General features: G+C 72.5%; 11 protein-coding genes. 7 read left to right on the top strand and 4 right to left on the bottom strand.

Going from position 1 to position 13,800, the window contains the following annotated elements:
• The first annotated feature begins 52 nt into the window (after positions 1-52).
• The 5 genes from KHP12_RS16070 to treZ all read left to right on the top strand — a co-directional run bounded on the left by KHP12_RS16070 (position 53) and on the right by treZ (position 7,584).
• Positions 53-472, top strand: a complete 420-nt coding sequence (locus KHP12_RS16070) for a DUF6879 family protein (RefSeq protein WP_211833089.1) — start codon at positions 53-55, stop codon at positions 470-472.
• A 105-nt stretch (positions 473-577) separates the two neighbouring features.
• A complete protein-coding gene (treY, locus tag KHP12_RS16075) occupies positions 578-3,100 on the top strand; it encodes a malto-oligosyltrehalose synthase (protein ID WP_210610042.1) in 2,523 nt (840 codons plus the stop codon).
• A 201-nt stretch (positions 3,101-3,301) separates the two neighbouring features.
• The gene (locus tag KHP12_RS16080; protein ID WP_086885580.1) at positions 3,302-4,417 is read left to right on the top strand and encodes a lytic polysaccharide monooxygenase auxiliary activity family 9 protein; all 1,116 of its coding nucleotides are present in this window, start codon (positions 3,302-3,304) and stop codon (positions 4,415-4,417) included.
• A gap of 351 nt (positions 4,418-4,768) precedes the next feature.
• Positions 4,769-5,677, top strand: coding sequence for a GNAT family N-acetyltransferase (locus tag KHP12_RS16085; RefSeq protein ID WP_037949424.1), 909 nt, complete (start codon positions 4,769-4,771; stop codon positions 5,675-5,677).
• A gap of 152 nt (positions 5,678-5,829) precedes the next feature.
• Complete coding sequence (gene treZ / locus KHP12_RS16090; protein WP_086885579.1) at positions 5,830-7,584, top strand: malto-oligosyltrehalose trehalohydrolase; 1,755 nt, start codon at positions 5,830-5,832, stop codon at positions 7,582-7,584.
• A 15-nt stretch (positions 7,585-7,599) separates the two neighbouring features.
• Here the strand turns inward: treZ and msrB are convergent, their stop codons facing one another.
• The 4 genes from msrB to KHP12_RS16110 all read right to left on the bottom strand — a co-directional run bounded on the left by msrB (position 7,600) and on the right by KHP12_RS16110 (position 11,038).
• A complete protein-coding gene (gene msrB / locus KHP12_RS16095) occupies positions 7,600-8,007 on the bottom strand; it encodes a peptide-methionine (R)-S-oxide reductase MsrB (protein WP_037949428.1) in 408 nt (135 codons plus the stop codon).
• Between the two features lie 14 nt (positions 8,008-8,021).
• A complete protein-coding gene (gene murC, locus KHP12_RS16100; RefSeq protein WP_210610040.1) occupies positions 8,022-9,443 on the bottom strand; it encodes a UDP-N-acetylmuramate--L-alanine ligase in 1,422 nt (473 codons plus the stop codon).
• 185 nt (positions 9,444-9,628) lie between these two features.
• A complete protein-coding gene (locus KHP12_RS16105; RefSeq protein WP_037964583.1) occupies positions 9,629-10,105 on the bottom strand; it encodes a hypothetical protein in 477 nt (158 codons plus the stop codon).
• Between the two features lie 75 nt (positions 10,106-10,180).
• Entirely contained in the window at positions 10,181-11,038 is an 858-nt protein-coding gene (locus tag KHP12_RS16110; protein WP_210610038.1) for a pyrimidine reductase family protein, read from the bottom strand.
• Positions 11,039-11,105: 67 nt separating this feature from the next.
• Between KHP12_RS16110 and zapE the strand changes: the two genes are divergently transcribed.
• Together zapE and KHP12_RS16120 are read left to right on the top strand one after the other, a co-directional pair.
• Positions 11,106-12,239, top strand: a complete 1,134-nt coding sequence (gene zapE / locus KHP12_RS16115; protein ID WP_372455197.1) for a cell division protein ZapE — start codon at positions 11,106-11,108, stop codon at positions 12,237-12,239.
• A 103-nt stretch (positions 12,240-12,342) separates the two neighbouring features.
• On the top strand, positions 12,343-13,746 hold the full coding sequence (locus KHP12_RS16120; protein ID WP_086885619.1) for a PhoX family protein: 1,404 nt from the start codon (positions 12,343-12,345) through the stop codon (positions 13,744-13,746).
• Positions 13,747-13,800: the final 54 nt, after the last annotated feature.

Here is a 13,800-nt window from a genome sequence, read left to right on the forward strand (position 1 = left end):
GCGGTTGTCCGGGTGCCCGCACGCATGGTGGCGGCGATCAGGGAGGCGTGTGATGTCGCAGACGGTCCCGCCATTCGCTGAGCTGCTCGCCCGCTGCCATCACAGCGCCATCCACCTGGAGACCCGGGACACATACGGCGTTTCCAACGAGGACGAGGACTTCGCCGCATGGCGGGCCGACCACCGGCACAGCCCGGAGAACCGGGATGAATGGTGGAACGACTTCCACTCGACCATCGCCGAGGCGGTGGGACGCGGGGTGGTGGAAGAGTTAGCCCCTTCGTTCATGTCGGAGTTCGACAGGGAACTCGAACGTCAGGCAGCGTGGTCCGCGGCAGCGGAAGACCGCCTTTTCTGGGGTGGGGATGTCGTAGGCGGCTGGTACCTGCGCGGTGCTCGATTCGCCTCGGTCCAGGTCGTCGCATGCAGTCCGAACCGCATCCGCCCGACGATCCCGTGCCCGATGCGTTGACCCGTTCCTACCCTCCCGCTCAGAGATCACCCCGAAGGGTCATCGGAACCCTCAAGTAGATGTCCTTTTTGTGGTGGGGCGCGTCGGGTGGGTACATACGTTCATATGACGGCTGACCCCGGCACACCCACCGCCACCTATCGCCTCCAGCTCCAGCCCGCCTTCCCCTTCGCGGCGGCGGAGCGAGCGGTGCCGTATCTGGCCTCGCTCGGCGTCTCCCATCTGCATCTGTCCCCCGTGCTGGAGGCGGTGCCCGGCTCCACTCACGGCTATGACGTGGTGGACCACTCCGCCGTCCGGGCCGAGCTGGGCGGCGAGGAGGGGCTGCGCGCGCTCGCCCGTACGGCGCGGGCGCACGGCCTCGGGCTGATCGTCGACATCGTGCCGAACCATATGGCCGCCCCCGCCCCCGAGCGGCTCAACGCCCCGCTGTGGGAGGTGCTGCGGGAGGGGCCGGAGTCGCCGTACGCGCGGTGGTTCGACATCGACTGGCGAGCCCACGGCGGCAAGGTGCTGCTGCCGGTGCTCGGCGGCCCGCTCGGCGAGGAGTGGGACCGGCTGCGGGTCGAGGACGGGGCGCTGCGCTACTACGACCACGCCTTCCCGCTGCGACCCGGCACCGAGGGGCTGCCGCTCGCCGAGCTGCTGGACGCCCAGTGGTATCGGCTCGGCTGGTGGCGGCTGGCCCGCACCGAGCTCAACTACCGGCGGTTCTTCACCATTTCCGAGCTGATCGCGGTGCGGGTGGAGGACCCGGAGGTGTTCGCCGCGACCCATGCCACGCTGCTGGAGCTGGTGCGGGACGGGGTCGTGGACGGGCTGCGGATCGACCACCCGGACGGGCTCGCCGACCCGGAGGGGTATCTGCGGCGGCTGGACCGTGCGGTGCGGGCGGCGGCGGGAGACGGGGTGCGCGGTCCGGGCGGGGAAGGCGAGGACGGCGGGGGCGGGCGGCGGGCCGCGCCGGACGTCGGGGGCGGCCGGTCGACCGCGTCGGAAGGCGGTGGCGCCCGCTGGACCGTCGTGGAGAAGATCCTCGCCCGGGACGAGCGGCTGCCCGCCGCCTGGCCGGTCGCCGGGACCACCGGCTATGACGCGTTGCACCACATCGACGGGCTCTTCGTGGACCCGGACGGACTGGAGAAGCTGACCGCCCTCTACCGCGCCTTCGCCGCTCCCCCGGCCGACCTGGGCGGCGACTGGGCCGCCACGGTCCGCCGCGCCGCCCATGAGGTGGTCACGCATGAGCTGGCCGCCGAGGTGGAGCGGCTGACCCGCACCGCATCGCGCATCTGCGCGGCCGATCCCCGGCTGCGCGACCACGCGCCCTGGGCGCTGCGCACGGCGATCCGGGAGCTGCTGGTGCGGCTGCCGGTCTACCGTCCGTACGCCTCCGTGGGCGGCCCGCCCGCGACGGACGCCGACGCGGTGATGCTGCGCTCGGCGGCGGCGGACGCCCGGGAGGCGTTCACGGTGGCGCAGGAGGCCCAGGTGGTGCGGGTGGTGCGGGACGCGGCGCTGGGCGGGCTCGGGGACGGCCCGGACCACCGCGACTTCTGCGCCCGCTTCGCCCAGACGGCGGCCGCGCTGCGCGCCAAGTCGGTCGAGGACACCGCCTTCTACCGCTACGCCCCGCTGCTGTCGGCCGCCGAGGTGGGCGGCGATCCGGGGCGGCCGGCCGTGGCCCCCGAGGAGTTCCACGCCTTCGCGGCCCGGCGCTTGAGGGACTGGCCCGCCACCGGCACGGTGCTCTCCACGCATGACACCAAGCGCAGCGCGGACGCCCGCGCCCGGCTCGCGGCGCTCACCGAAGGCCCGGGCTGGTGGGGGCGGACGGTGGAGGAGCTGACCCGCTCGGCCACCGCCCCCGCCCCCGATCCCCATCTGGCCTGGACGGCCTGGCAGACCGCGCTCGCGCTGGGCCACGGGGGCCCCGGAGGCCACGGGGACGCCGAACGGCTGGTCCCGGCCGTGCTCAAGGCGGTGCGCGAGGCGGGGCTGCGGACCACCTGGACGGAGCAGAACGCGGCGTACGAGGAGGAGGTGACCGCCTTCCTGGAGGCCGGGCCCTGCGCGGCCGACCCGTCGGTGTGGGCCGCGATCGACGCCGAACTCGACGGTCCGGCGCGGGCCAACGCGCTCGGCGCCGCCCTGCTCCACCTCACCATGCCGGGCGTCCCTGACCTCTATATGGGCACCGAGCGCGTCTATACGGCCCTCGTCGACCCGGACAACCGCCGCCCGCCCGAGCTGGGCGGCGAACCGGCGGACGGCCCGTCGGCCGAAAAGCTGCTGCTCACCCGGGCGGCGCTGAACCTGCGCCGGGAGCATCCGGGGTGGTTCGGCCCCGGGAGTGCGTATACGCCGCTGCTCGCCTCCGGTCCGTCCGCCGAGCACTGCGTGGCCTTCTTACGGACGGACGGCACGGACAGCACGGACGACGGTGCCGTCACCGTGGTCACCCGGCTGTCGCGGCGGCTGGCGGAGGCGGGCGGCTGGGGCGCCACCCGGCTGCCGCTGCCACCGGGCCCCTGGCAGGACCTGCTGACCGGGCGGACCGCCGAGGGCCCGGCAACGCTGGATGAGCTGCTGTCCCGGCTTCCGGTGGCGCTGCTGGTCCGGATCTGACGGGCCCATCGGAACGGGGCGTCCGGGCCCATCGGAACGGCCCGTCCGGCGCTCTCCCTGACGCCCCGCCAGAAAGCCTGCGGCCTTCACGCCCTGAAGCATTTACAGCTGCCCGGGGGCGCGCTACGTTCACCAAGAAATTGGGAGCGCTCCCACGCCGACGGTTCCTGACCCGTTCACGTCGAAGGGAAAGCACGCGCAATGCCTCGACGATCACTGGCACTCGCCTCATCCGCACGCCCGCCGGGCGGCTCCCGCGCGCGCAGGTCCGTACTGCTGGTCCTGCTCTCGGTCCTGCCCGCCCTGGGCCTTGTCTTCTTCTCCGGCGGCAGCGCCTCCGCACACGGCGCACCGATGGCGCCGGGCAGCCGCACCTATCTCTGCTGGAAGTACAGCCTGTCCTCGACCGGTGAGGTCAAGCCGACCAACCCGGCGTGCAAGGCCGCGTACGACAAGAGCGGCGCGACGCCCTTCTACAACTGGTTCGCGGTGCTCCGCTCGGACGGCGCGGGCCGCACCAAGGGGTTCATCCCGGACGGCAAGCTGTGCAGCGGCGCGGCCACCGTCTATGACTTCTCCGGCTTCGACCTGGGCAGCAAGGACTGGCCGGTGACCCATCTGACGTCCGGCAAGTCCATGCAGTTCTCGTACAACGCCTGGGCCGCGCACCCGGGGTCGTTCCGCAGCTATGTCACCAAGAGCCCGATCGACCCGACCAAGCCGCTCACCTGGAACGACCTCGAGGACCAGCCGTTCAACACGGTGACGAACCCGCCGCTGTCCGGTCAGGTCGGCACGGTGGACGGCAAGTACACCTGGACGGCCAATCTGCCCTCCGGCAAGAGCGGACGGCACATCATCTACACCGTGTGGACGCGCTCGGACAGCCAGGAGACCTTCTACAGCTGCTCCGACGTGGTCTTCGACGGCGGCAACGGCGAGGTGACGGTCCCGGGCGCCACCAGCGGCGGCGGTGGCAGCGACCCCACGGACCCGCCGGGCAACCCGCCGACGGCCTCGTGCGCCGCCACCCAGAAGGTGACCAGCACCTGGAACGGCGGCTTCCAGGCCGAGGTGACGGTCTCCAACTCCGGTGCCACGCCCATCTCCTCATGGATGGTCGACTGGACGGTGCCGTCCGGGCAGCGGATCGACAGCGTCTGGAACGGCAAGCTGTCCGCCACCGGTTCCTCGGCCTCGGTCACCAACGCCGACTGGAACGGTTCACTGGCCACCGGGGCGTCGACGACCTTCGGCTATACGGCCGGCGGCGGCTCTCCTGACACAACGGCCGCGCCGAGCTGCATGGTGCACTAGTCTGCGTCTCACACCGGTCCACGCAGGTGCTCCGACCCGCTCCTTGATCTGTCAGGTGCACCTCATCCTGCGAGCCGGTCTGCCGCTCCTTCCCCCTCGCGGGCGGCAGACCGGCCCCGCCCGGAAGCTGTTGGACCCGAAAAACCCCGTGGACACGGAGACATCGGCGCCCATAGAGTGCGGGCACGCCCTTGATCGAGGAAGGAGGCGAGAGCAATGGACATCACGACGTTTCCGCGCTCCCGCCCCCTGTCCACCGGGCGTACCCGCGTCTGATCACACATCGTTCGATCAGGCATCTGCCGATATGGCATCCGACCGGGAGCGCATCACTCTCCTGGAAGGAATTCCATGACCGATCTGGTCATCCGTCCCCTCACCGAGGGCGACGCCCAGCTGTTCCACGATCTGCACGTGCCCGCCCTCGTCGGCCGGGTCACCCTCGGCCACACCTACGCCACCGTCGGCCAGGGCGGCGAGTACCGCCCCGACTGGACCTGGGTGGCGCTGCGCGAGGGGCGGGTCGTGGCCCGCGCCGCGTGGTGGGCCGGGCCGGAGGACTCCGAGCCCATCGCCCTGGACTGGTTCGACTTCGCCGAGGGCGAGGCCGACGCCGCCGCCGAACTGCTGCGCACCGCACCGCTGCGCGCCGAGTACAGCCTGCTGGCCCCGCCCGGCTGGCGCGACCGGCCCGAGGTGCGGGCCGCCGTCCAGGCCCGTATCGACGCCGCCGTGGCGGGCGGGCTCAAGCCCCTGGTCGAGCGCTACCGCTATGAGTGGACGCCGGAATGCGGGCTGCCCGAGCGCCCGGGGCGTCTTGAGTTCCGGCCGGAGCCCGATGACGCGGCGATCGAGGACGTGCTGCGCCGCATCATGCCGGGCTCGCTCGACGCCCACGACCGGCACGCCATCGAACAAGGAGGGGCCGACGCCGCGGTGCGGGAGCTCATGGACTTCTTCTCCTGGTGTCCGTCGCCGCGCGAGTGGCGGCGGCTGGCCTGGACGCCCGAGGGCGAGTTGGTCGGCATCCAGGTGCCCGCGCACAATCCGTCGGGCCCCTGCGTGGGCTTCATAGGGGTCGTCGCCGAGCAGCGCGGCCACGGCTACGCGTACGACCTGCTCGTGGAGTGCACCCACGATCTGGTGGAACGGGGTGCCACGAAGATCGCGGCGGCGACGGACCAGCCCAACCTGCCCATGGCCGCGCACTTCGCCAGGGCGGGGTATCCCATCACCCAGGAGCGCATCAACCTCATCTGAGTCTGAGTCTGACTGATGTCGCCCTGCCGCTGACCGATCCCCGCCACTGACCAATGTCGTCCTGCTGCGCCGCCGGCGCCGCGTCCCGCAGCATGGTCGACAGACCGGAGTCAGGTCGAGGACCGTAGCCAGGTCGAGGTGAGGAGACGCCAGTGCTGTTCGAGGTGTGGGCGCCGCACGCCGAGCGGGTCGGGCTCCATGTGGACGGGCGGGACCGCCCCATGGAGCCCGACCCGGGCCGCGCCGGGTGGTGGCGGGCCGAGGCCGGGGCCGGGCCCGGTACGCGGTACGGCTTCGCGCTCGACGACGGCCCGCCGCTCCCCGATCCGCGCTCCCGCCGCCAGCCGGACGGCCCGGAGGGGCTGAGCGCGGTGGTCGACCACTCCCGCTTCCGCTGGGAGCGGGAGTGGTTCGGGCGGCCGCTGCCCGGCGCGGTCCTCTACGAGCTGCACATCGGCACCTTCACCCATGAGGGCACCTTCGACGCGGCGGCCGAACAGCTGCCGCACCTGGCCGAGTTGGGCATCACCCATGTGCAGCTGATGCCGGTCTGCCCGTTCCCCGGGACCCATGGCTGGGGCTACGACGGGGTGGCGCCCTGGGCGGTGCACGAGCCGTACGGCGGGCCGGAGGGGCTGGCGCGCTTCGTGGACGCCGCGCACGGGCACGGCCTCGGCGTGGTCCTCGATGTGGTCCACAACCATCTGGGCCCCTCCGGGAACCGCCTCCCGGCCTTCGGCCCGTACTTCACCGACACCCACCACACCCCCTGGGGCGCGGCGGTCAACCTCGACGCGCCCGGCTCCGACGAGGTGCGCGCGTACTTCATCGGCAGCGCGCTCGCCTGGCTGCGCGACTTCCGCCTCGACGGGCTGCGGCTGGACGCGGTGCACGCGCTGCGCGACACCCGGGCCCGGCACTTCCTGGCCGAGCTGTCGGCCGCCGTGGACGCGCTGGCCGCCCGCACCGGCCGTCCGCTGTTCCTCATCGGCGAGTCCGATCTCAACGATCCGCGCACCACCGCCCCGCGCGAGGCGGGCGGCCACGGTCTGCACGCACAGTGGAACGACGACTTCCACCACGCCCTGCACACCTTCCTCACCGGTGAGCGGCAGGGCTACTACGCCGACTTCGCAGCCGAGGGGCCCGGCGCCCTGGTCAAGACGCTGATGGGCGGCTTCTTCCACGACGGCACCCATTCGGCGTTCCGGGGCCGCCGCCACGGCAGTCCGCTGAACACCCACACCACCCCCGCGCACCGGCTGCTCGGCTACGCCCAGACCCATGACCAGGTGGGCAACCGAGCGGTCGGCGACCGGCTCTCGGCCCGGCTCTCCCCCGGGCTGCTGGCCTGCGCGGCGGCCGTGGTGCTGTGCGCGCCCTTCACCCCCATGCTCTTCATGGGCGAGGAGTGGGGCGCCCGTACGCCCTGGCAGTACTTCACCGACCACCAGGATCCGGAGCTGGCCGAGGCGGTGCGGTCCGGCCGCCGTCGGGAGTTCGCCGCCCACGGCTGGGCGGCGGGGGACGTGCCCGACCCCCAGGACCCGGCCACCCGCCTGCGGTCCTGCCTCGACTGGCGGGAGCCGGAGCGGGAGCCGCACCGGGCGCTGCTCGACTGGTACCGACGGCTGATCGCGCTGCGCCGCGCCGAACCTGCCCTGACCGACCCCACCTGGTCGTACACGGGCCTGTCCTCCGGTTCGGACGGCTGCTTCAGCTTTCAGCGCGGCCCGCTGCGGGTCCTGCTCAACCCGGGCGACCGGCCGGTCAAGACCTGGCTCGGACCCCGGACCGGCGAGGTCACCGAGGTGGTGGCCGCCTGGCGGCGGATCGAGCTGCCGGGCCCGGACGGCATGCTGAGACTGCCGCCCGAGACCGCCGCCGTGCTGCGCTGCGGCTCATGACAATGAGGCGGAGGCTCAGCTCTCCTCGGGGCTCAGCCGCAGCGAGATGGAGTTGATGCAGTACCGCTGGTCGGTCGGGGTGGGGTAGCCCTCGCCCGAGAAGACATGGCCCAGGTGGGAACCGCAGCGGGTGCACCGCACCTCGGTGCGGACCATGCCGTGCGAGCGGTCCTCGATCAGTTCGACGGCCGAGCTGTCCGCCGGATCGTAGAACGACGGCCAGCCGCAGTGGCTCTCGAACTTCGTCTCCGAGCGGAAGAGCTCCGCCCCGCACGCCCGGCAGGCGTAGACGCCGACCGCCTTGGAATCGGTGTACTCACCGGTGAAGGCACGCTCGGTACCGGCCTCCCGCAGCACGTGGTACTCCTGCGGAGTCAGCTCCGCACGCCACTGCTCCTCCGGCTTGTCGATCTCGTACGCCATGGGGACGGACCTCCTCAGTTCTCCGGGCTCTGTAGACGGGCGAGGATCTCCGGACCGAGGTCCGTCACATCGCCGGCGCCCATGGTGAGAACAAGGTCACCGGGCTTCGCCATTCCGGCGATCAGCTCGGGCACCGCATTCCGGTCATGCTCGGCGGTCACATCCGCGCCGTGTCGGGCCGCGGCGTCGATGATCAGGGCGCTGGTGACGCCGGGGACCGGGTCCTCGCGGGCCGGGTAGATGTCCAGGACCACGGAGGCGTCGGCGAGCGCGAGCGCCTGGCCCATCTCGGTGCCCAGCTCCTGGGTGCGGCTGAACAGATGCGGCTGGAAGACCACCAGCACCCGGCCCTCCCCGGCGCCGCCGCGGATCGCCTCGAGGTCCGCGGCGATCTCGGTGGGGTGGTGGGCGTAGGAGTCGATCACCTGCACCCCGGCCGCGACGCCCTTGAGCTGGAGCCGCCGCTTGACGCCCGTGTACGAGGCGAGGGCGGGGGCCAGCTCGGCGGCCGGGACGTCGAGGGCGGCGCCCGCGGTGAGGGCGGCCACGGCGTTGAGCGCGTAGTGGCGGCCGGGGACGGAGACGGTGAAGGTGAGCTCGGCGGCGCCCAGGGACTCCGCGAGCCGTACGGTGACCTCGCTGGTCAGCCCGTGCGGCTCGATGGCCAGGACCCGCACGTCCGCGCCCGCCTCCTCGCCGTAGGTGAGCACCCGCAGTCCGTCGCGCCCGCCGACCCGGGCGGTCAGCTCACGGGCGCCGGGGTGGTCGGCGGAGATCACCAGCGCGCCGCCGGGCCGGACCCGGCCGACGAACGTCTCGAACGACTCGTAGATCTCGTCCATCGAGGCGTAGTTGGCGTGGTGGTCGAGCTCCACATTGAGGATGATCGCCACCTCGGGCGCGTACTTGTGGAAGCTGCGGTCGCTCTCGTCGGCCTCGGCGACGAAGATCTCGCCGTCGCCGTGGAGGGCGCTGGAGCCGGGGGCGTCCAGATCGCCGCCGATGACGTAGGACGGGTCCAGGCCGAGGGTGCGCAGCGAGACGGCCAGCATCGAGGTCGTGGTCGTCTTGCCGTGGGTGCCCGCGACCGCGATCGGCCGGGAGCCGTCCATCAGCGCGGCGAGCGCGTCGGAGCGGTGCACCACCGGGATGCCGCGCTCCCGGGCCGTGACCAGCTCGAGGTTGTCGTCGCGGATGGCGCTGGAGACGACGACGCTGGTGGCGTCGGCGGCGAGGTTCTCGGCGGAGTGGCCGATGTGCACCGTCGCGCCGAGCTCACGCAGCGCCCCGACGATCGGCGAGTCCTTGGTGTCGCTGCCCGAGACCCGCGCGCCGCGCATGGCGAGGACCTTCGCCACGCCCGACATCCCGGCGCCGCCGATGCCGATGAAGTGCGGTCGATCCAGCGTGTCGGAGGCGGTGCCGGCCGGTGCCATGTACGGGTCTCCCCTGGTTCGCGGTGTGTGCTGTCGGCCCGATTCTCGCACCCCCGGCGGCCCGCCCCGCCGATGGCCGCGGGGGCCGGGGCGGGGGCTCAGCCGATGACCGGCGGGGGCGGGGCCCGGCTGATGGCCACAGGGGGCGGGGCTCAGCCGATGACCGCAGGAGGCGGGGCCGCGGCTCAGCCGCCGGCCGAGGGCTGGTCCTCGTCCACCGCGTGCGAGAAGAGCTTCAGCACCGGCACCCCCACCTTGTGGCGCGCCCGCGAGGCCCAGTCCCGGTGGAAGAACTCCTCCACGAAGTGCGGGGCGGTGAGCACGATCACCTCATCGGCCCGGGTCTCCTCCACCACCCCGCGCAGCACCTCCAGCGGATGGCGCTGGACGACATGGCCCCGGGCCCGGCTCCCGGCCGCCTCGAGCGCCGCCACCGAGTGGGTCAGCGCCCGCTCGGCGGGCTCCAGCGCCTCCTTGCCCTCCGGCTCCTCCCCCTCCTGGGCGGCCTGCTCCAGCTCGCCGAGGGCGATGTCGTCGATCGCGCGCAGCAGCCGGTCCTTGCTGCCCCGGGGCTGCATCAGGACGACGAAGGAGATCGGGTCATCGCCGTGCAGGGTGGTGACGAATTCCACGTCGGCGGGGGTCAGGGGCTTCTCAATCATCAATACGCTCGTGAACACGGCGGATGCCCTTCTCCTTCGCGATCCCATTCGCGGGTTTACAGACGTTTTTATGAGTTATTGGTAAATCCGACGGTAGCGGGTGAAAAGAAACCCGGCTTCCTCCAGAACGGAAGCGAGAGTGAAGCGTTCCGGTTCTCCCAGGACGGGTCCGTTCATGATCCGCTTCGCGTCCCCCGCGGTGACCAGGGGGGCCACCGCGAGACACAGCTCGTCCAGCACCCCGGCCGCCGCGAACTCCGCCAGCAGCGTGGGGCCGCCCTCGGTGAGCAGCCGGGTGTGGCCGAGCTCCGCGAGCGCGGTCACGATCGCCGCCGCGTCCACCCGCCCGGAGGGCCCCGCCCCGGCGAAGACCACCTCGGCCCCCGCCGCGCGGGCCGCTTCGAGCCGCGCCTCCGCGGCCGTCGCGCCCGTGATCACGATCGTCGGCACCAGCGGCTCGGTGAACAGCGGCTGCGAGAAGTCCAGGTCCAGGCTCGCGCTCACGACGGCGATCGCGGGCGCGGGCGACTGGCCGAGCGCCGCCCGCCGCTCGGCGAACGCCTCCCGGGCGCGCGCCGGGCGGTAGCCCTCGCGGCGCACGGTCTCCGCGCCCACGACCACGGCGTCGGCGAGCCCGCGCAACACCCCGAAGATCCGCATGTCGGCGTCGGAGGACAGGGGCTTCGACCGGCCGTCGTGATGGGCCGCCCCGTCCAGCGAGGACACCATGTTGGCCCGTAGATAGGCGCCGGAGGGGCCGTGCGGCGGCTCCGGGTACGCATAGGCGTCGGCCAGTTCGTCAAGGGGCCATTCGCGGTCCTCGGCGGGCGTCTCGGCGGAAATGCCCGCGGGCGTCGCGGCAGACGTTTGTGCAGGTGTTCCGGCAGGTGTTTCGGCAGGTGCGGGGACAGGCAGGGGGAACAGGCGTCGCATAGGCCGCAGTGTGACATGCCTCCCTCTCGGACAGTGGTCGGGTGAAGAGCGACTACCCTGGACATCCGTGTCTGCACCAACCACCGCATCCGGCTCGGCAGGCCGCATAGCCGCCGAAGCTACCGAAGCCGCCGAGGCCCCAGCGGCCCTCACCGCCCGTGCGCCGCAGGTTCCGGCGGAGCGTCTGGTCGCCGAGATGGTGCCGCCGCCCCGCTTCGCCACCGTGAGCTTCGACAACTACCTCACGGACCCCGGCCAGCCCAGCCAGGCCGAGGCGGTCGAGGCGCTGAGAGCCTTCGCCGCGCGGCTCGGCGGCGACGCGGACGCGAAGGGCGGGCGCCGCGGGCGCTGGTTCCGCCGGGCGGCCAAGCCCGCCGCGAGCGGCGGCCCGCGTGGGATGTACCTCGACGGCGGCTACGGCGTCGGCAAGACCCATCTGCTGGCCTCCCTGTGGCACGCCACCCCGGCCGCCCCCGAGCTGAAGGCGTTCGGCACCTTCGTGGAGCTGACGAACCTGGTCGGCGCGCTCGGCTTCCAGCAGACCGTGAAGACCCTGAGCGGGCACCGGCTGCTGTGCATCGACGAGTTCGAGCTGGACGACCCGGGCGACACCGTCCTGGTCTCCACGCTGCTGGGCAAGCTGGTCGAGGCGGGCGTGGCGCTCGCCGCGACGTCCAACACGCTGCCCGGCAAGCTGGGCGAGGGCCGGTTCGCCGCGGCCGACTTCCTGCGCGAGATACAGGGGCTGTCCGCCCGCTTCCGCACGCTGCGCATCGACGGCGAGGACTACCGCCACCGCGGTCTGCCCGCGGCCCCGCCCCCGCACTCCGACGAGACGGTCACCCGCGCCGCGCACCACGTCCCCGGCGCCTCCCTGGACGACTTCCCCGCCCTGCTGGACCACCTCTCCCAGGTGCACCCGAGCCGCTATGGCGCGATGTGCGACGGCATCCAGGCCGTCTGCCTCACCGGGGTCGCGCCGGTGCCCGACCAGTCCACCGCGCTGCGGCTGGTGGTGCTGGCGGACCGGCTCTACGACCGCGAGGTGCCGGTGCTGGCCTCCGGGGTGCCGTTCGACCAGCTCTTCAGCGAGGAGATGCTGAGCGGCGGCTACCGGAAGAAGTACTTCCGAGCGATATCCCGGCTCACCGCCCTGGCCAGGGATGCGAAGGGACTGGCCGACGCGTCGTACGAGCGCTGATCGGACGGTTCCCGCGCATCGCTGATCGAATGGTTCCCGCGCTCCCACGCGCGTGATACACACGTCCGGTCATCTTCTCTGTCCGCCAGCAGGGAGTTACCGCATGTCAGCGACACGACGTCAGCTTCTCGGCCGCACCGGCGCGCTGGGGGCCACCATCGCCTCCATCGCCTTCACCGGCAGCGTCTCCGAGCTCTTCGCCGGGACGGCCGCGGCCGCCGAACCGGATTCCCCACCACTCGACCGGGACGGCTACGGCCCCCTGGTCCCCGACCCCGACGGACTGCTCGACCTCCCGGAGGGATTCCGCTACCGGGTGCTCTCGCGCGAGGGCGACGAACTCCGCTCCGGCGAGGGCAAGGTCCCCAGCCACTGCGACGGCATGGCCGCGTTCCCGGGCCGCGCCGGCAGCCACCGCGGCCGTACGCATCTGGTCCGCAACCACGAGAACCGTCCGGACGCCGCGATCCGCGTCCCGGCCGTGAACGGCCTCACCTACGACCCCATGGGCCTGGGCGGCTGTACCGCCCTGGAGCTCGACTCCGGCAACCACGTACTGTCCGAGCGGGTGGCCATCGCGGGCACCGCGGTCAACTGCGCGGGCGGCCCCACCCCCTGGCACACCTGGCTGACCTGCGAGGAGACCGAAGACCGGGCCGGTACGAACGGCTACACCAAGGACCACGGCTTCATCTTCGAGGTCGACCCCTACGATCCGCGCCGCACCGGCGCCGTCCCGCTCACCGCCATGGGCCGCTTCCAGCACGAGGCCATCGCGGTCGATCCGCGCAGCGGCGTCGTCTACGAGACCGAGGACGCCTTCGAGAAGCCCTTCGGGCTCTTCTACCGCTTCCGGCCGAAGAAGCCGCTCGGCGGCATCGGCTCGCTGCGCGCGGGCGGGCAGCTTCAGGCGCTGCGGGTGCCGGGGGTGCCCGATCTGTCCACCATCCAGGAGCCGGGGACCGCCTTCGACCGCGTCGAGTGGGTGGACGTCCCCGACCCGCTCGCCCGCCAAACCCCCGTCCGCTTCCAGGACTTCGGGCCCGGAGGCATCACCCACGCCCAGAAGCTGGAGGGGTGCTACTGGGGCGGTACGTCGGTCTACTTCGTCTCCAGCTTCGCCAAGAGCGCGGACGGCTCGGCGGCCGACCACTTCGGCCAGATCTGGCGCTACGACCCCGACCGGAGACGCCTCACGCTGGTGATCGTCTTCGGCCCCGAGACGGATGTCCAGCTCCCCGGCGAGTCCCCCGACAACATCACGCTCGCGCCCAGCGGCGGCCTGATGGTCTGCGAGGACGGCAACGGCGCACAGCATGTCTTCGGGGTGACCCGGCGCGGCGAGGTCTACGCGATGGCCCGGGGGCGGCAGAACATTGGCTCACCGGAGGAGCCGGAGTGGGGCGAGTTCGCGGGCGTCACCTTCGCGCCGGACCGCCGCACGATGTACGTGAACTGCTACACCCCGGGCACGACGTTCGCCGTGACGGGACCCTGGCACAACTAGCGTCTGTGCCCGGACAGCGCCGCCAGGCGATCGGCAGACGTTCGGCCGCGCCCC

Source organism: Streptomyces asiaticus, from assembly GCF_018138715.1.
Lineage (GTDB): Bacteria > Actinomycetota > Actinomycetes > Streptomycetales > Streptomycetaceae > Streptomyces > Streptomyces asiaticus.

What these genes read in the sequence shown, in the direction of transcription:
- KHP12_RS16070 (WP_211833089.1), top strand. Translation starts at nt 53, where the DNA reads ATGTCGCAGACGGTCCCGCCATTCGCTGAGCTGCTCGCCCGCTGCCAT.
- treY (WP_210610042.1), top strand. Translation starts at nt 578, where the DNA reads ATGACGGCTGACCCCGGCACACCCACCGCCACCTATCGCCTCCAGCTC.
- KHP12_RS16080 (WP_086885580.1), top strand. Translation starts at nt 3,302, where the DNA reads ATGCCTCGACGATCACTGGCACTCGCCTCATCCGCACGCCCGCCGGGC.
- KHP12_RS16085 (WP_037949424.1), top strand. Translation starts at nt 4,769, where the DNA reads ATGACCGATCTGGTCATCCGTCCCCTCACCGAGGGCGACGCCCAGCTG.
- msrB (WP_037949428.1), bottom strand. Translation starts at nt 8,007, where the DNA reads ATGGCGTACGAGATCGACAAGCCGGAGGAGCAGTGGCGTGCGGAGCTG.
- murC (WP_210610040.1), bottom strand. Translation starts at nt 9,443, where the DNA reads ATGGCACCGGCCGGCACCGCCTCCGACACGCTGGATCGACCGCACTTC.
- KHP12_RS16105 (WP_037964583.1), bottom strand. Translation starts at nt 10,105, where the DNA reads ATGATTGAGAAGCCCCTGACCCCCGCCGACGTGGAATTCGTCACCACC.
- KHP12_RS16110 (WP_210610038.1), bottom strand. Translation starts at nt 11,038, where the DNA reads ATGCGACGCCTGTTCCCCCTGCCTGTCCCCGCACCTGCCGAAACACCT.
- KHP12_RS16120 (WP_086885619.1), top strand. Translation starts at nt 12,343, where the DNA reads ATGTCAGCGACACGACGTCAGCTTCTCGGCCGCACCGGCGCGCTGGGG.